The organism is Streptomyces hilarionis, from assembly GCF_024539675.1.
Lineage (GTDB): Bacteria > Actinomycetota > Actinomycetes > Streptomycetales > Streptomycetaceae > Streptomyces > Streptomyces hilarionis.
On the sequence record NZ_JAHHIT010000087.1, the window covers coordinates 26,226 to 42,317 of the forward strand.

Here is a 16,092-nt window from a genome sequence, read left to right on the forward strand (position 1 = left end):
ACGGCGATGACGGCGATGACGGCACGTCAGACGCCCGTGGCCATCGTCGGGATGGCGGTGCTGCTGCCGGGCGCCGCCGACCTGGACGCCTACTGGCGCAACCTGCGCGACGGCGTGGACGCGATCGGCGAGGCGCCGCAGGGACGCTGGGACGCCGGGTTCTACCGGCCGGGCACGGCCTCCGACCCGGCCGTCGCGGACCGGGTCTACGCCCGCCGGGGCGGGTTCGTGGACGGGCTCGCCCAGGTGGAGGTCACCCGGTTCGGCATCATGCCCCACTCGGTGGCCGGGACCGAGCCCGACCAGCTGATCGCGCTGCACGTGGCCTCGGCGGCCCTCGACGACGCGGGCGGCGCGGACCGTCTCCCCGACCGGGGGAAGGTCGGCGTGGTCCTCGGCCGCGGCGGCTACCTCACCCCCGGGCTGGTGCGGCTGGACCAGCGGGTCCGCACCGCCGGTCAACTGGTACGCACCCTGGGCGAGTTGCTGCCGGACCTGACCGGCGACCAACTCGACCGGGTGCGTGCCGCGTTCACCGAACGGCTCGGTCCGGACAGCCCGGAGTCGGCGATCGGCCTGGTGCCCAACCTCGCCGCCTCCCGGGTCGCCAACCGGCTCGACCTGCGCGGACCCGCCTACACGGTGGACGCCGCCTGCGCCTCGTCGTTGGTCGCGGTGGACCAGGCGGTGGGCGAACTCGCCTCGGGGCGCTGCGACATGATGCTCGCCGGAGGCGTCCACCACTGCCACGACATCACCCTGTGGAGCGTGTTCTCCCAGCTGCGCGCCCTCTCCCCCAGTCAGCGCATCCGCCCCTTCCACCGGGACGCCGACGGCATCCTGATCGGCGAGGGGACCGGCGTCGTCGTCCTCAAGAGGCTGGCCGACGCCGAGCGTGCCGGGGACAGGATCTACGCCGTGATCCGGGGCACCGGCGTGGCCAGCGACGGCCGGGCGGCCGGTCTCGTGAACCCCGATCCGGGCGGCCAGGCGCAGGCGGTGCGCCAGGCGTGGCGGGCGGCCGGGCTCGACCCCGCCGAACCCGGCTCGCTCGGCCTGCTGGAGGCGCACGGCACCGCGACCCCGGCGGGCGACGGGGCCGAACTGACCACGCTGGCCGAGGTGTTCGGGCCCGGCGACGGCGACGCGGTGCTGGGGTCGGTGAAGTCGATGATCGGGCACGCCATGCCGGCCGCGGGGGTGGCCGGGCTGGTCAAGGCCGCGCTCGCCGTCCACCACGGCGTGCTCCTGCCGACCCTGCACTGCGACGACCCGCACCCCGCCCTGGCCCGCACCCGCTTCCGCACCCTGGAGAAGGCGGCCGACTGGGAGACCGACGCGCACCGGCCCGTGCGCCGCGCCGCCGTCAACGCCTTCGGGTTCGGCGGGATCAACGCGCACGTGGTGCTGGAGGAGGCGCCGGGCGCCCGCGCGCGCCGTGCGCAGGCGCCGGGCCGACCGGACCTGCGGGTCGCCGAGCCCGAGCGGGTGCTGCTGCTCGCCGCCGACGCCCCGGCCCGCCTGGCCGCCCTCCTCGACGCCGACGACGCCGCCGTGCGGGCCGCCGGCCTCGACGCGGACCGCCCGCACCCGCAGGCCGGGCCCGCGCGTCTCGGCATCGTCGACCCGACGGCCAAGCGGCTCGCCCTGGCCCGTCGCGCGGTGCTCCGGGAGCGGCCCTGGCACGGCCGCAGCGACGTCTGGTTCCGGCCCGGCCCGCTGCTGGGCACCGGGCACGGCAGGCTGGCGTTCCTCTTCCCCGGCCTGGAGGGCGAGTTCACCCCGCAGGTCGACGACGTGGCCGCCCACTTCGGGCTGCCCGGCGTCACGGTCGACGCCGGCCGCACCGCCGACGTGGGCCGGCACGGCTTCGGCGTGGTCGCCGTCGGCCGCCTCCTCGACGCGGCCCTGCGCCGCATGGGGATCGTGCCCGACGCGGTCGCCGGGCACAGCGTGGGCGAGTGGACGGCCATGACCGCGGCCGGCGTGTACGCGGGCGACGAGGTCGACGCGTTCATGAGCGCCTTCGACCCGGACTCGGTGACGGTGCCCGGCCTGGCCTTCGGCGCGATCGGCGCGTCCGCCGAGAGCGTCCTGGCCGCCCTGCGCGACGAGGGCGGGGACCGGGCGGGTCTGGTCCTGTCCCACGACAACGCCCCGGGCCAGTCGATGGTGTGCGGTCCGCAGAGCGCCGTGGAGGACTTCGTGCGGGCGCGGCGCGCCCAGGGCGTCCTCGGCCAGGTGCTGCCGTTCCGGTCGGGCTTCCACACGCCGATGCTGCGGCCCCATCTGGCGCCGATCGAGGAGGCCGCCCGCCGCTTCCGGCTGCACCCGCCGCACACCCCGCTCTGGTCGGGCACCACCGCCGAGCCGTTCCCCGGCGACGAGGCGGGCATCCGCGCCCTGTTCGTGCGGCACCTGCTGGAACCGGTGCGCTTCCGCCGGCTGACCGAGGCCCTGCACGCGGCGGGCCACCGGGTGTTCGTCCAGGTCGGCCCGGGGCAGCTCGGTTCGCTCGTCGGGGACACGCTGGGCGCCCACGACCATCTGGTGGTCGCCGCGAACTCGCCCCACCGCGGGGGCCTCGCCCAGTTGCGCCGGGTGGCCACCGCCCTGTGGACCGCGGGTTCGCCGGTGGCGCCCTCCCTGCGCCCGGTCGACAAGGCGTCCGCGGGCCGGCGTCCGCCGGTGCGGCTGGACCTGGACGGCGCCCTGGTGTCCCTGGCCCCCGGACGGCTCGCCGACCTGCGGGCCGAACTGCGCGGCGGGCCGCGGGGCGGACCGGAAGGCGGTCCGCGCCGGACGTCGAGGGCGTCCGGCCCCGCGCGGGGCCCGGCCGGCCCGTCGCCGCTGGACGCGTTCGCCGACGGCTCCCCGATGGCCGCCGAACTGAGCGCCCTGCTGCGCGAGACCGCGGACACGGCCGCCGCCCTGCTGTCCGCACGGACGACGGCCCCGGCGGGCCGGGCAGGTCAAGCAGGTCGGGCGGGGCGGGCAGTTCCGGCGGACGGTTCGCCGCCCGGGCCGCCGCCCACCCGCACCCCGGTCCCCGCCCCCGGCGCGCCCCCGCGGGGGGAGCCGCGGCGCACGACCGTCCGCGTCTCCCCCGACACGATGCCGTACCTGCTGGACCACTGCTTCTTCCCGCAGCGGCCCGGCTGGCCCGAGCCGGCCGACCGCTGGCCGGTCGTCCCGGCGACGACGATCGTGCAGCACATCGTGGACGCGGCCCTGGACGCGGCCCCCGGCGAGGTGGCGGTCGCCGTGCACGGCGCGCGCTTCGAGGAGTGGCTCACCGCCACCCCGGCCGTCGACGTGCCCGTGACCGTGACGCCCGGGGAGCCGGGCCGTCTCGCCGTCTCCTTCGGTCCCCGCGCCCGCGCCACGGTGGAACTCGCCGCCGCACACCCCGTCCCGCCGCCCGCCCCCTGGCCCGTCCCCGGCGCCGAGCGCGCCCCGGACCACACCGCCGCCCAGCTCTACACCGAACGCTGGATGTTCCACGGCCCCGCGTTCCAGGGGGTCGACGAGCTCACCGCGATCGGCGAACGCCATGTGCGCGGACGGCTGCGCACCCCCGCCGCGCCCGGCGCGCTGCTGGACAACGTCGGCCAGATCCTCGGCTACTGGATCATGGCGACCCGGACCGAGCGGACCGTGGTGTTCCCGGTGGGGATGCGGGAGATGCGGTTCTACGGGCCGCATCCGGCGCCGGGCACGGAGGTGGGCGCCCTGGTGCGGATCACCTCGCTCACCGACACGGTCCTGGAGGCCGACGTCCAGCTGACGGTCGGGGGGACGGTGTGGGCGGAGCTGTACGGCTGGCAGGACCGCCGCTTCGACAACGACCCGCAGACCCGGCCCGTCGAGCGCTTCCCCGAGCGCCACACCCTGTCCGAGGCGCGGCCGGGCGGCTGGCTGCTGCTGCACGAGCGGTGGCCGGACCTGGCGTCCCGCGAGCTGATCATGCGCAACTCCCTGGGTGGCGCGGAGCGCGCCGAGTACGCGCGGCACGCTCCGCGCGGGCGCCGGCAGTGGCTGCTGGGCCGGATCGCCGTCAAGGACGCCGTGCGGCGATGGCTGTGGGACCGGGGCGAGGGGCCGGTCTTCCCGGCGGAGCTGCGGGTGCACAACGACGACTGGGGCCGCCCGCACGTCACCGGGGTGCACGGCAGGGTCCTGCCCGCGCTGGACGTCTCGCTGGCCCACTGCGCGGAGGCGGCCGTGGCGATCGTGCGGCCGCACCGGCCCGGCCCCGGCCCGGGGATCGACGTCGAGGAGGTCGTCGACCGCGCCCCGCAGGCCATGGCCGCCGCCCTCGGCGCCGACGAACTGCGGCTGCTGCGCGGCCTGTCGGCGCGCACGGGTGAGGGCGAGGCCCTGTGGTTCACGCGCTTCTGGGCGGCGAAGGAGGCGGTCGCCAAGGCCGAGGGCTCCGGATTCGCCGGCCGGCCGCGGGACTTCGCCGTGCTCGACGCGGCGCCGGCCGGCGACCGGCTGACCGTCGCGGGCCGCCTGGAACGCGCCTACCCCGTGCACTGCGCACCGGCGGCCAACCCGCCCCGCCTGCCGGAGCGCGCCTACGTCGTGGCATGGACGACGGGACAACCGACCGCTGAGGAGTACGACGCCCGATGACATCCCCCACCCCCCGCACCCCCGTCTGTGCCGACGAGGCGTCCGTCCTCGCCGACCTCACCGCCATGCTGGCGCGCCTCCTGGAGGACGAGTACGGCCTCGACGACGTCGAGATCGGCATGGCGACGACCTTCAACCGCGACCTGGAACTGGAGAGCATCGATCTCGTCACCCTGGCCGGGCTGCTCCAGGAACGCTACGGGGAGCGGGTCAACTTCGCCGAGTTCCTGGCGGACATGGAGTTCGACGAGATCATCGAGCTGACCGTCGGACGGCTGGTCGAGTACGTCGTGACCAGCCTGAAGGCCACGGAGGCGAGCTGAGTCATGGCGATGGTCGACACCGGCGCCGTCCGGTTGCACGTCCAGCGGATCGGCCCCCGGGCGGGCCGGCCTGCCACCGCCACCGTGGTGCTGGTGCACGGTCTGCTCACCGACAGCCTCGCGAGCTACTACTTCACCGTCGCGCCGGCGTTCGCGGCCGCCGGGCTCGACGTCGTCATGTACGACCTGCGCGGGCACGGGCGCAGCGAACGCCCGGCGCACGGGTACACGCTGGACGACAACATCGACGATCTGGAGGCCCTCCTCGACCGGCTGGCGGTGACCGGCCCCGTGCATCTGGTCGGCAACTCCTACGGCGGCACGATCGCCTTCGGTTTCGCCGCGCGGCGCCCGGAGCGGGCGGCGAGCGTCAGCCTCGTCGAGTCGGAGCCGGCCACCGCGGCCTGGGCCGTGAAGATCGGCGGCATCCTGGACCGCGTCGTCACCGAGCTCGCCCACAACGAGCCCGACGCGATCCGCTGGATCTCCGCCCACCGCGGGCACAACACCGCGCGCCTGGCCAAGGGCGCGGCCAGACTGGCCCGGGACACCAGCCTCGGCCGGGACATCCCCGCCAGCCGCGTGCTGACGGACAGTCAGATAGCCGCGGTGCGCTGCCCGGTGCTCGGCCTGTACGGCGGCGACTCCGACCTCGCCGAGCTCGCGCCCTGGCTGGAGTCGGCGCTGCCGGACTGCCGGACCGTGGTGATCCCCGGTCACGAGCACTCGGTCCTGGTGGAGGCATCGGGGACGGTCGGCGGGCACGTCCTCGGGCTCGTCGAGGAGGCGGGGCGTCCGACCGGGCGGGTGGCGGCGGAGGCGGCCGGATGAGCCGGTTCCTCTTCGTGGTGCCGCCGTTGACGGGGCACATCAACCCGGCCGTCGGCGTCGCCGCCGAACTCACCGCCCGCGGCCACCGGGTGGCCTGGACCTGTCCCGATCCGGCGCTGGTCACCCGGCTGGCGGGCCCCGCGGCCGGCCCCGTTCTGCCCTGCGCCGCAGCGCCGCAGGGCGAGCGGCCCGCCGACCTGCGCGGGCCGGAGGCGCTGAAGTTCCTGTGGGAGTGGTACCTGCTGCCGCTGGCCGAGGCGATGGCCCCGGGGGTCCGGGCCGCCGTCGAGGCGTTCCGGCCGGACGTCGTCGTCGCCGACCAGCAGGCGTTCGCCGGGGCGCTGGTCGCGGAGCGGCTGGGCCTGCCGTGGGCGACCTCGGCGACCACGTCGGCGGAGTTCACCGATCCGCTCGCCGGGCTGCCCAAGGTGGCCGCATGGCTGCGCGGGCGGCTGGCCGCGCTGCGCGAGTCCGTCGGCGATCCGGCCGCGACCGCCGACCCCCGCTTCTCCCCGCATCTCGTCCTCGCCTTCAGCACACCGGAACTGGCGGGCGACGGGCCCGACGGGGTCTGCTGGGTGGGGCCGTCGATCACGTCCCGGCCGGCCGCGGCGGACTTCCCCTGGGAATGGCTCGACCCCGGCCGCGGCGCCGTCCTGGTCACGCTGGGCACCGCGAACGCCGACGTCGGCGGCCGGTTCCTCGACGTGTGCCGCGACGCGCTGCGCGAGCGGGCCGACCGGGTGCAGGCGGTGATCGTCGACCCCGGCGGCACGCTGCCGGCGCACGCCGAGGACAAGGACGTGCTGGTCGTCCCGTCCGTGCCCCAACTCGCGCTGCTGGAAAGGGGAGTCGACGCGATGGTCTGCCACGCCGGGCACAACAGCGTGTGCGAGGCCCTGTGGCACGGGACGCCGCTGGTGGTGGCCCCCATCCGTGACGACCAGCCGGTCGTGGCCGGGCAGGTCGTGGCCGCGGGGGCCGGGGTGCGGGTGCGGTTCGGCCGGGTCGCCGCCCGGCAGCTCGGCGCGGCGGTCGACACCGTCCTCGACGACCGCGCGCACCGCGCCGCGGCCGACCGGATCGGCACGGCGTTCCGCGCCGCGGGCGGCGCCCCGGCCGCCGCGGCCCGACTCGACGAACTGGCCAGGGAGTCACGATGAGCGAGAAGAGCGAGCGCGCCGCGCGGATCGCCGAGCTGCGACCCGGCTACCAGGCGGACATCGCCGCCGGCCCGGACGGCTTCTTCGAGCCCCGGCGCACCACCTGCCCCTGGTGCGGGTCGGCGCGGCTGACCCTCCGGCTGCGCACCACGGACCTGCTCCAGCACAAGCCGGGCCGGTTCGTCCTCGACCGCTGCGAGGACTGCGGGCACACCTTCCAGAACCCGCGGCTGAACGAGCGGGGCCTGGAGTTCTACTACCGGGACTTCTACGACGGGCTGGGCGAGAAGAAGCTCGGCGACACCTTCGGGAGCCGGACGGCGATGTACCGGGGGCGGGCCGAGTCGATGCTGGCGCACGACCCCGCGCCGAAGACATGGCTGGACGTCGGCACCGGGCACGGCCACTTCTGCGCGACCGCCCGCGACGTGCTGCCCCACACCGCGTTCGACGGGCTCGACTTCACCGACGGGGCCGAACTCGCCGAGCGGGAGGGCCGGGTGGAGCGCGGCTACCGGGGGGACTTCCCCGGCCTCGCGCCCGAACTGGCGGGCCGCTACGACGTGGTGAGCATGTTCCACTACCTGGAGCACAGCACCGACCCCGACCGCGAACTGCGCGCCGCGCACGAGACGGTGCGCCCCGGCGGTCACCTCCTCGTCGAGGTGCCGGATCCCGAGAGCCGCTACGCCCGGCTCCTGGGCCGCTGGTGGCTGCCCTGGCTTCAGCCCCAGCACCTGCACTTCGTGCCGGTGGCCAACCTTCGCGCACGCCTGCGGGAGCTGGGCTTCACGGTGGTGGCCGAGCAGCACGCCGAGCCGCACGACCCGGTGGACCTGCTGGCCGCCGTCTGGCTGGCGCTGGACCACGCGGCCCCGCGCGACGACGCGCCCTGGCTGCCCGGGCCGCCGAACGCCGCGCGGCGCGCGCTGCGCGCGGCGCTGCTGATCGCCGGGATCCCGGCGCTGGTGGCGGGCACCCTGCTCGACCGGTTCGCGGTGCGGCCGCTGTCCCGGCGGCTGGGGGTGTCGAACGCCTACCGGATCGTGGCCCGGCGGGACTGACCCGACAGGTGCGCGCGCGGGAGTCGCCGTGCTAGCTTTCGCGCGTGCCATCGACAGGAATCCTGCCGATCGACGGTCGCAGCCCGACGAACGGAATCCGCATGTCCATCCTGGCCAGACCCGCGGTGGCCGCCCACGCCGCCAAGACCCTTCAGAGCCTCACCCGGCTGGCGAGCCGCCGCTCGGGCGGCCCGGGATCGACGGCGGCCCGGCAGGCCCGGTTCCCCGCGTACCCGCGTGACGTCACCGAGTCGACCGTCCCCACGTCCGTGGCCCCCGCGCCGGTCACCGTGTACGCGCCGCCCGCCGGAACGGCGTCCCCGCCTCCCGTGCACGTCAACTTCCACGGCGGCGGCTACGTCCTGTCGATGCCGGCGATCGACGACGCGCTCTGCCGCTTCCTCGCCGTGGAGGCGGGGGTGGTCGTGGTCAACGTCCGGTACGTCGTCGCCCCGCAGCATCCGTTCCCGGCCCCGCCCATCCAGGCGTACGAGGTCGTGCGCTGGGTGGCCGAGCACGGCGCCGAGCACGGCTGGGACGGCGGGCGGCTCACGGTGGGCGGGCAGAGCGCGGGCGGCGCGCTCGCCGCGGCCGTGGCCCGCCAGGCCCACGAAGGGGGCGGGCCGCCGATCGCGCTCCAGGTGCTGCACTATCCGCCGCTGGACCTCGCGACCCCCGGCCGGGACAAGCGGGCCGCCGTCGCCAGGCCGGTGCTGCGCCCCTGGATGGCGGAGGTCTTCGACGCGGCCTACGTGCCGGACGCCCGCGAGCGCGCCCACCGCCTCGTCTCCCCCGCCGGCGCGTCGGACACCGCCGACCTGACGGGCATCACCCCGGCGCTGGTGATCACCGCCGAGCACGACCTCCTGCGGAACGAGGCCGTCCGTTACGCCGAGCGGCTGGACGCGGCCGGCGCCCTCGTCGAGCACCACGACGTCGCCGGCGCCGACCACGGCTACGACGCCCAGGACGACGAGCGGGCCCGCCGCGTCTACGCGCTGATCGCCCGGCACGTCCGACAGGCCACCGAGGCCCCGGCGCCGGCCGACGGCGCGACAGCCGACGGCGGGGCGGCCGACGGCTGACCGGGGTCGAGGGGCGGCGGGCCACTGAGCGACGGCCGGCCGGCGGGGTCGCCGCCGCGCACCGTCGTCGGGCCGGGCGGCCGCCGCCCGGGGAGCACCGCGCGGACGGGGGGCGGACGAGCGTCCGGCCCCTGCTCGCCCCGGCCCTACTTGATGACCGCGTTCGCCACCACCACGAACACCCCGAGCAGCGCGTCCACCGCCCCGATCAGCACCGCCGCCGCCCACGACCGGTGCGACCAGCGCGCGGTGAGCAGCCCCAGGCCGAAGAGCAGGGCGATGTTGAGGGCGAACGCCGGGTACTCGACGCCGTTCGCCGGCCACCAGCCGACGCCCGCGCCCGCCAGCACCAGCACCGTCGGCACGACCGCCGCGACCAGGGGCCACTCGTCGCGCAGGGCGCGCAGCGCGTCCCCGCGCCGGTGCGGGGCGCGCTCGGCGATGTAGTGCGCGTAGCCGTGCGCGAGGGCGGAGGCGAGCGCCGTCACCAGGAGCCAGGCCGCGTCGTAGCGGCGGCTGTGCTGCGAGGTGTGCCCGTACTGGGTGAGCGCGGCGACCATCGAGCTGGCCAGCACCGCGCCGTAGACGCCGCCGAAGAGGACGGCCTCGCGGGTGTCGTGCGGGTGCTCGCGGTCCCCGGCCGCCGTGTCGTCCGTCATGATCCCCACGATCACCCGCCCCCGGACCGCCCGCCAGTCCCGCCGCTCCCGCCGGGCGCGCCGGTCGCGGCCGCCTTTCGCGGCCGGTCCGCCGGCGGGTCCCGGGCCGACGAACTGCCGCACGCGCGGCGCCCGCACCACACACGGTGTCCACCCCGTGGGGGCGGATCCGCTCGTTAGGGTCACCGCATGACTCACAGCTTCGCTCTGCACGTCCCCGACGCCGACCTCGAACCCGACCCGCTCGATCCGGCCCAGATCCTGTCCGGCACGCCCGAGGTGAGCGGCAAGGTGGTGTGGGAGTCCGACGACGGCCGGCAGCTCCGGGGGATCTGGCAGATCACACCGGGCGTGGTCACCGACACCGAGGCCGACGAGCTGTTCGTCGTGATCAGCGGGTCGGCGACGATCGCGATCGAGGGCGGCCCCGTCCTGACGGTGGGCCCCGGCGACATGGCGGTGCTGCGCGAGGGCGACCGCACGACGTGGACGGTCCACGAGACGCTGCGCAAGGCCTACGCGATCAGTCGGTGAGCGCCCGGTCCGCGGGACCGGCCGCCGGGGCCGTCGCCGTCGTCCCGCGGATCTCCAGCAGCGGCGCGGCCAGCTGCACCCGCCCCGCTCCCCCGCGCCCCTCGATCCGGTCGAGGAGGCAGCGGGCCGCCCGGCGGCCGACCTCGTGGCCGGCGTTGTCCACGGTGGTCAGCCACAGGTGGCGCAGCCGCGACGTGCTGGTGTTGTCGTAGCCGACCACGGAGAGGTCGCGGGGCACGCTCAGGCCCAGCTCCTCGGCCGCCGACAGCGCGCCCACGCAGGCGATGTCGTTGACGGCGAACACGGCGGTCGGCCGGTCGGCGCGGGCCAGCAGCCGCACGGCGGCGCGGTGCCCGCCCTCCTCGGTCATGTCGCTGGGCTCGACCAGGGCCCCCCGCGCCCCGTGCGCCCGCATCACCGCCTCGAAGCTGCGCCGGCGCAGCTCGCCGACCGCGCCGTAGCCCGCGATGTGCGCGATCCGGCGGTGGCCGAGCGCGAGAAGGTGCTCGGTGGCCAGCCGCGCGCCCTGCTCGTCGTCCCCCGCGACCACGTCGACGCCCGGCGGGACGGGTTCGCGGGCGCCCGCGACGACGACCGGGATCCGCTCGGCGACCGCGTCCAGCGCCGCCGGGTCGGGCAGGGTGCCGACGACCACCAGTCCGTCCGCTCCCAGGTCCAGGAAGGAGCCGGCCGGGTCCTGTCCGACGCGGCGGTTCAGACGCGCGTCGGCGAGCAGCATGTGCAGGCCGCTCGCGTGCAACAGGGAGTTGAGGCCGTCCACGAGGTCGACGTACCAGGGGTTGCGCAGGTCGTGCAGCACGACGCCGACCAGGGGCGCCCTCGTCCCCCCGCCCCCGCCGGAACGCCGCCGCAGGGACGGGAGGGGGCCGGCCTCACCGGAGGCGCCCGCCTCGCCGAGGGTGCGGGTCTCGCCGAGGGTGCGCGCCGCCGTGTTGGGCCGGTAGCCGAGCTCGCGCACGGCGCGCAGGACGGCCTCCCGCTTCTCCGCACGCACCTGCCCGGAGCCGCGCAGCACGAGCGAGACCAGCGATTTGGACACGCCCGCGCGGTCGGCGACGTCGCGGATGGTCGGTGGTCTCATGACTTGGACCGTTCCATATCGCCCCACCGGATGTCAATCGGGCGTACGACCCTTGACAGTCTGTTCAGAGCCCCCTCAGGGTGACTTGGACAAGGCATGGACCGGTCTAATAAGTCCGCTGGGCTGAGAGGAGCCGTCATGGTGGACGCGCTCGGTGTCGCCGTCGTCGGGTTCGGCTGGATGGGCCGGGTGCACACCCAGGCCTACGCCCGGGTCCGGCACCACTATCCGGAGCTCGCCCTGCGGCCGGAGCTGGTCGTCGTCGCCGAGGAGGTCCCCGGCCGGGCCGAGGAGGCGGCCGAACGGTTCGGCTTCACCGCCACCACCCGCAACTGGCGGGAGGTCGCCGCCGACCCGCGCGTGGGCGCCGTCAGCGTCACCGCGCCGAACTTCCTGCACCGTGAGATCGGCGTCGCCATGGCCGAGGCCGGCAAGCACCTCTGGATCGAGAAGCCCGTGGGTCTCACGGTCGAGGACGCGCGAGCCGTCGCGGACGCGGTGGCCGCGGCGGGCGTCCAGGGCGCGGTCGGCTTCAACTACCGCAACGCCCCGGCCGTCGAGGCGGCCCGGGACCTGATCGCGTCCGGCGAGCTCGGCGCGCTCACCCATGTCCGCATCCGGCTCTTCAGCGACTACGCTGCGCATCCCGACGGCGCGCTGACCTGGCGCTACGAACGTGAGCGCGGCGGCAGCGGCGTGCTGGGCGACCTGGCGTCGCACGGCGCCGACCTGGCCCGTTTCCTGCTCGGCGACATCACCGCGCTGACGGCCGACACAGCGGTCTTCGTGCCCGAGCGGGCCCGGCCGGCGGGCGCGACCGCGGGCCACGCCCGGGCCGCGGGCGGCACGCTCGGGCGGGTCGAGAACGAGGACTACGTCAGCTGTCTGCTGCGGTTCGCCTCCGGCGCCCGGGGCGTCCTGGAGGCCTGCCGGGTCTCCGTCGGCGAGCAGAACAACTACGGCTTCGAGGTGCACGGCACCAAGGGCGCGGTGTTCTGGGACTTCCGGCGGATGAACGAGCTGGGCGTCAGCCGCGGCACGGCCTATCAGGACCAGCCCGTCAGCACGGTGTTCGTCGGTCCGGGCGACGGCGAGTTCGGGGCCTTCCAGCCGGGCGCCGCGAACGCCATGGGCTACGACGACCTCAAGGTCGTCGAGGCGTACCGCTTCCTGCGCTCGGTCGCCGAGGGCGTCCCGCACGGGGCGACGCTCGCCGACGCCGTGCACAGCGCGAGCGTGCTGGACGCGATGACCCGGTCCGTGCGCGACGGCGGCTGGGCGGACGTGCACCCCGGGGGGTGGCGGTAGCACCACCCCGGGTTCGGTCCCCAGGCCCAGGGACGGCGGGCCCCGTCGGACGGCACGCTTCAGGGGCCGGCGAAACACGGACGCCGGCGCCGCAGCGTCACACCGAGAACTCGGGGGAACCCCATGTCCGAAGCCGTCGCCCGCCGCACGACCGGCCTCGCGGCCCTCGTCGCCGCGATCGTCCTCATCGTCGAGGTGCCACTGTACTTCGTCTACTCCGGCCCGCCGCCGGACGCGAACGTCCTGTCCCGGCTGCTGCTCGGCATCGTCGCGCTGGCCGGCCTGGTCGTGTTCTTCACCGCGTTCCGCGAACTCGTCGCCCGGGTCGCGCCCGAACACGGCTGGCTCGGCTCGATCGCCCTGTCCACCGGGCTCGTCTACGCCACCGTCACCCTGGTCTCGATGGGTCTGGAGGCGGGCGCGGTCATCGCCGTCGACCACTCGATCGACCCGACGATCGACGTCAGCGGCACCTACATCCTCTACGGGTCGATCTCCCGCCTCATGCTGGGGCTGTTCCTGGCGGCGTTCGGCCACGCGGTCGTCCGCAGCGGTGTGCTGCCGCGCTGGACCGGGCGCTCCGCGTACGCCCTGGCGGCGGTCAACCTCCTCTTCGTGCCGTCGCTGTTCTTCGGCAACGACCCCGCGTTCTTCTACGCGGCGAACGGCTGGGGCACGACGGCGCTGATGGGGGCCGTCCTCAGCTACTGGCTGCTGGCGGTGGGCATCGCGGTGTACCGCGGTGCGGCCCGGGTGGCCCCGGCGGGCGCGTCGGGCCCGTCGCCCGCGCTGCGCCCCTGAGGCGCCCCGCCCGCCCGGCCCTCCCCGGCCGTCCACGCGAAGCCTGGGCCCGGGACGCCGAGCGGGAGCACACGCCCGAGGGGGCGGCCGCGTCAGCCGGCCGCCCCCTCGGGCGGCATGTTGTACGGGGTGACCACCTGGATGGCCGACGGCAGCCGGGGTCCGGCCGGGGGCAGCGCGCCGTGCGCCCGCATCACGGTGTGGCAGGCCTCGCGCACGTCGTGCCGCAGATCGTGGTGGAGGACGGCGGACAGCCGGTGCTCGCGCAGCAGCGCGGTGTTGTCGTGGTCGAGGTCGTGGGCCACGAACACGTCGCAGGCGCGGCCGAGGTCGGCGAAGGCCCGCAGGGTGGCGATGTTGCCGCCGCCGATGGAGTACACGGCGCGGATCGCCGGGTCGCGTCGCAGGGCGGCCCGGACGAGGTCGTACTGGGTGGCGTCCAGGCCCTGCCCCCCGGCGATCTCGACGAGCGCGCGCTCCGGACGGCGGGCGCGCATGTGGCTGCGGAACCCCATCTCGCGCTCCTCCTCGTTGCGGAAGGAGCCGCTGCTCAGGCTGGTCAGCACGTTCCCGGGACGGTCCCCCAGCCACTGGGCCGTGAGATAGGCGGCGGTGGCCCCGGCGGCGCGGTCGTCGATGCCGACGTAGGCGAGGCGCGCGCTCGCGGGCAGGTCGGTGACCAGGGTGACGACGGGAATGCCGGCGGCGGTCAGCCGGCCCACGGCGGCGGTGACCTCGGGGACGTCCGGCGCCTTGAGGATGACGCCCTGCGAGCCGCGCCGGGCCGTCCGGTCCAGGATCTCCACCAGTTCCCGGACGGGCCCGGTCTCGCGGAAGTGGAAGCGGGACCGCAGCACGGCCGGGTGCAGGGACGGCAGCTCCGCCTCCAGCGCGGACCGGACGGCCGTGGTGAACCGTTCCGGCGCCTGCATCACCATGTCGACCATGAAGGTGCGGCCGACGAGTCTGACCTGGGTGCGCTGCCGGTCGAGATCGGCGATGGCCCGGCGCACCTCCCGCGCGGTGGAGTCCCGCACCCCGCCCCTGCCGTTGAGCACGCGGTCCACGGTGGCCTCGCTGAGACCGGCCTGACGTGCGATCTCGCGCAGCGGGAAGGGGTGGCCCACGAAGGCTCCTGGAAGGTCGGCTTGAGGGGTTTTTGAGGGCTGCCTGCTGGTTGTTCGACGGGTTTGTACTGACAAGAATGACAGCACCGAGCCGCCGCTGTCACCGAGCAGTCATCGAAGGGACGACGATGTCCTTCACCTCCACCCGCGACCGTGCCTGGCCGACCGAGCAGCCGTGCGACCTCGACGACCTGCGCGCCCTCGTCGAGCGCGGCACCGACCTCGCCGACTACCCGCACGCCGCCTCGGTCGAGTGCGGCGTCCTCGTCTACGACAGCGAGCGGCTGCGGGCGGCGGGCGCCGGGGCGGACCGGGAGGTGCGGGCCGAGCTGGTGCGCGCCTTCTCCGACGGCCCCGGCGTGGTGCTCTTCCGGGGCGCCTTCGACCCGGCGGTCGTCGACCGCGCCACCGCCGTCTTCGAGGCGCTGATCGCGGAGCAGCGCGCCTCGGGCGCCGCGGCCGGCGACCACTTCGCCGCGCCCGGCGCCAACGACCGCGTCTGGAACGCCCTGGAGAAGACCGCGCTGTACGACCCCGAGACGTTCGCGGACTACTACGCCAACGACGTCCTCGCGCTCGCCTCCCGGGCCTGGCTGGGCCCCGCCTACCAGGTGACCGCCCAGGTCAACGTGGTCAACCCCGGCGGCGCGGCGCAGCGCGCCCATCGCGACTACCACCTGGGGTTCCTCGCCGCCGACACCGCCGCCGCCTACCCGGCGCACGTCCACCGGCTCTCCCCCGTGCTCACCCTCCAGGGGGCGGTCGCGCACGGCGACATGCCGGTGGAGACGGGCCCCACGCTGTACCTGCCGTACTCGCAGACGTACGAGCCGGGCTATCTGGCCTGGCGGCTGCCGGAGTTCCAGGCGTACTTCGCCGCCCACCGGGTGCAGCTCCCCCTGTCCCAGGGGGACGCGGTCTTCTTCAACCCGGCCGTGCTGCACGCGGCGGGCCACAACCGCACCGACGACGTGCGCCGCACGGCCAACCTGCTCCAGGTGTCCTCGGCGTTCGGCCGGGCGATGGAGACGGTGGACCGGGAGGCGGTGGCGGGCGCGGTCTTCCCGGTGCTGCTGCGGCGCCGGGCGCAGGGCGTGGACGAGGGCTGGCTGGAGCGGGTCGTCGCCGCGAGCGCCGAGGGCTACCCGTTTCCGACCAACCTGGACGCGGACCCGCCCCTGGACGGTCTCGCACCGCCCTCGCAGGCCGACCTCGTGCGCCGGGCGCTGCACGAGGAGTGGACCCCACGCACCCTGCGGGACGCGCTGCGGGCGGCCGCCCAGCGCCGCGTCAGCTGACGGGAGCGGGCACCCGTGGAACGTCCCGACGAAGAGACCGGCCGCACCGCCGCCCCGCCCCGGCGCCCCGCGGGCGGGAACCGCCGAGGCCGAGGATTCCGATGCGCATGGGACGTGCAGCTCCTTGAGGGTCTTGCGGACTTGCGGAAGGGGTCTCAC

At 75.8% G+C, this 16,092-nt stretch carries 13 protein-coding genes; 10 read left to right on the forward strand and 3 right to left on the reverse strand.

Going from position 1 to position 16,092, the window contains the following annotated elements:
* The first annotated feature begins 15 nt into the window (after window positions 1-15).
* From KMS84_RS21950 to KMS84_RS21975, 6 genes are all read left to right on the forward strand, one after another.
* Window positions 16-4,638: a type I polyketide synthase gene (locus KMS84_RS21950; protein WP_256918119.1), complete on the forward strand. Its 4,623-nt coding sequence runs from the start codon at window positions 16-18 to the stop codon at window positions 4,636-4,638.
* On the forward strand, window positions 4,635-4,961 hold the full coding sequence (locus KMS84_RS21955) for an acyl carrier protein (protein WP_256918120.1): 327 nt from the start codon (window positions 4,635-4,637) through the stop codon (window positions 4,959-4,961). The genes KMS84_RS21950 and KMS84_RS21955 overlap by 4 nt, the downstream gene beginning before the upstream one ends.
* A 3-nt stretch (window positions 4,962-4,964) precedes the next feature.
* Window positions 4,965-5,792: an alpha/beta fold hydrolase gene (locus tag KMS84_RS21960; protein ID WP_256918121.1), complete on the forward strand. Its 828-nt coding sequence runs from the start codon at window positions 4,965-4,967 to the stop codon at window positions 5,790-5,792.
* On the forward strand, window positions 5,789-6,955 hold the full coding sequence (locus tag KMS84_RS21965) for a glycosyltransferase (protein ID WP_256918122.1): 1,167 nt from the start codon (window positions 5,789-5,791) through the stop codon (window positions 6,953-6,955). Before KMS84_RS21960 ends, KMS84_RS21965 begins: the two co-directional genes overlap by 4 nt.
* Window positions 6,952-8,019 (forward strand): class I SAM-dependent methyltransferase, encoded by a 1,068-nt coding sequence (locus tag KMS84_RS21970; RefSeq protein ID WP_256918123.1) that lies wholly within the window; start codon window positions 6,952-6,954, stop codon window positions 8,017-8,019. The genes KMS84_RS21965 and KMS84_RS21970 overlap by 4 nt, the downstream gene beginning before the upstream one ends.
* A 101-nt stretch (window positions 8,020-8,120) precedes the next feature.
* On the forward strand, window positions 8,121-9,104 hold the full coding sequence (locus KMS84_RS21975; RefSeq protein ID WP_256918132.1) for an alpha/beta hydrolase fold domain-containing protein: 984 nt from the start codon (window positions 8,121-8,123) through the stop codon (window positions 9,102-9,104).
* A 146-nt stretch (window positions 9,105-9,250) separates the two neighbouring features.
* Here KMS84_RS21975 and KMS84_RS21980 read toward each other — a convergent pair whose 3' ends face one another.
* A complete protein-coding gene (locus tag KMS84_RS21980; protein ID WP_256918124.1) occupies window positions 9,251-9,763 on the reverse strand; it encodes a hypothetical protein in 513 nt (170 codons plus the stop codon).
* 189 nt (window positions 9,764-9,952) lie between these two features.
* On the opposite strand from KMS84_RS21980, the gene KMS84_RS21985 reads away from it, so the two are divergent.
* Window positions 9,953-10,297, forward strand: a complete 345-nt coding sequence (locus KMS84_RS21985) for a cupin domain-containing protein (protein ID WP_256918125.1) — start codon at window positions 9,953-9,955, stop codon at window positions 10,295-10,297.
* On the opposite strand, the gene KMS84_RS21990 is transcribed toward KMS84_RS21985, so the two are convergent.
* Window positions 10,287-11,399: a LacI family DNA-binding transcriptional regulator gene (locus KMS84_RS21990; protein WP_256918126.1), complete on the reverse strand. Its 1,113-nt coding sequence runs from the start codon at window positions 11,397-11,399 to the stop codon at window positions 10,287-10,289. The genes KMS84_RS21985 and KMS84_RS21990 overlap by 11 nt on opposite strands.
* Before the next feature lie 138 nt (window positions 11,400-11,537).
* Between KMS84_RS21990 and KMS84_RS21995 the strand changes: the two genes are divergently transcribed.
* Both KMS84_RS21995 and KMS84_RS22000 read left to right on the forward strand, forming a co-directional pair.
* Window positions 11,538-12,707: a Gfo/Idh/MocA family protein gene (locus tag KMS84_RS21995; RefSeq protein ID WP_256918127.1), complete on the forward strand. Its 1,170-nt coding sequence runs from the start codon at window positions 11,538-11,540 to the stop codon at window positions 12,705-12,707.
* A 123-nt stretch (window positions 12,708-12,830) separates the two neighbouring features.
* Complete coding sequence (locus tag KMS84_RS22000; protein WP_256918128.1) at window positions 12,831-13,508, forward strand: hypothetical protein; 678 nt, start codon at window positions 12,831-12,833, stop codon at window positions 13,506-13,508.
* A gap of 92 nt (window positions 13,509-13,600) precedes the next feature.
* Here the strand turns inward: KMS84_RS22000 and KMS84_RS22005 are convergent, their stop codons facing one another.
* Entirely contained in the window at window positions 13,601-14,635 is a 1,035-nt protein-coding gene (locus KMS84_RS22005; protein ID WP_256918129.1) for a LacI family DNA-binding transcriptional regulator, read from the reverse strand.
* A gap of 128 nt (window positions 14,636-14,763) precedes the next feature.
* Between KMS84_RS22005 and KMS84_RS22010 the strand changes: the two genes are divergently transcribed.
* Window positions 14,764-15,933 carry a phytanoyl-CoA dioxygenase family protein gene (locus KMS84_RS22010; protein WP_256918130.1) on the forward strand — a complete coding sequence of 390 codons (1,170 nt, stop codon included), beginning with the start codon at window positions 14,764-14,766 and terminating at the stop codon, window positions 15,931-15,933.
* Window positions 15,934-16,092: the final 159 nt, after the last annotated feature.

Bases quoted from the DNA above. Each gene is read 5' to 3' on its own strand.
- KMS84_RS21950 (WP_256918119.1), top strand. From the start codon at position 16: ATGACGGCACGTCAGACGCCCGTGGCCATCGTCGGGATGGCGGTGCTG.
- KMS84_RS21955 (WP_256918120.1), top strand. From the start codon at position 4,635: ATGACATCCCCCACCCCCCGCACCCCCGTCTGTGCCGACGAGGCGTCC.
- KMS84_RS21960 (WP_256918121.1), top strand. From the start codon at position 4,965: ATGGCGATGGTCGACACCGGCGCCGTCCGGTTGCACGTCCAGCGGATC.
- KMS84_RS21965 (WP_256918122.1), top strand. From the start codon at position 5,789: ATGAGCCGGTTCCTCTTCGTGGTGCCGCCGTTGACGGGGCACATCAAC.
- KMS84_RS21970 (WP_256918123.1), top strand. From the start codon at position 6,952: ATGAGCGAGAAGAGCGAGCGCGCCGCGCGGATCGCCGAGCTGCGACCC.
- KMS84_RS21975 (WP_256918132.1), top strand. From the start codon at position 8,121: ATGTCCATCCTGGCCAGACCCGCGGTGGCCGCCCACGCCGCCAAGACC.
- KMS84_RS21980 (WP_256918124.1), bottom strand. From the start codon at position 9,763: ATGACGGACGACACGGCGGCCGGGGACCGCGAGCACCCGCACGACACC.
- KMS84_RS21985 (WP_256918125.1), top strand. From the start codon at position 9,953: ATGACTCACAGCTTCGCTCTGCACGTCCCCGACGCCGACCTCGAACCC.
- KMS84_RS21990 (WP_256918126.1), bottom strand. From the start codon at position 11,399: ATGAGACCACCGACCATCCGCGACGTCGCCGACCGCGCGGGCGTGTCC.
- KMS84_RS21995 (WP_256918127.1), top strand. From the start codon at position 11,538: ATGGTGGACGCGCTCGGTGTCGCCGTCGTCGGGTTCGGCTGGATGGGC.
- KMS84_RS22000 (WP_256918128.1), top strand. From the start codon at position 12,831: ATGTCCGAAGCCGTCGCCCGCCGCACGACCGGCCTCGCGGCCCTCGTC.
- KMS84_RS22010 (WP_256918130.1), top strand. From the start codon at position 14,764: ATGTCCTTCACCTCCACCCGCGACCGTGCCTGGCCGACCGAGCAGCCG.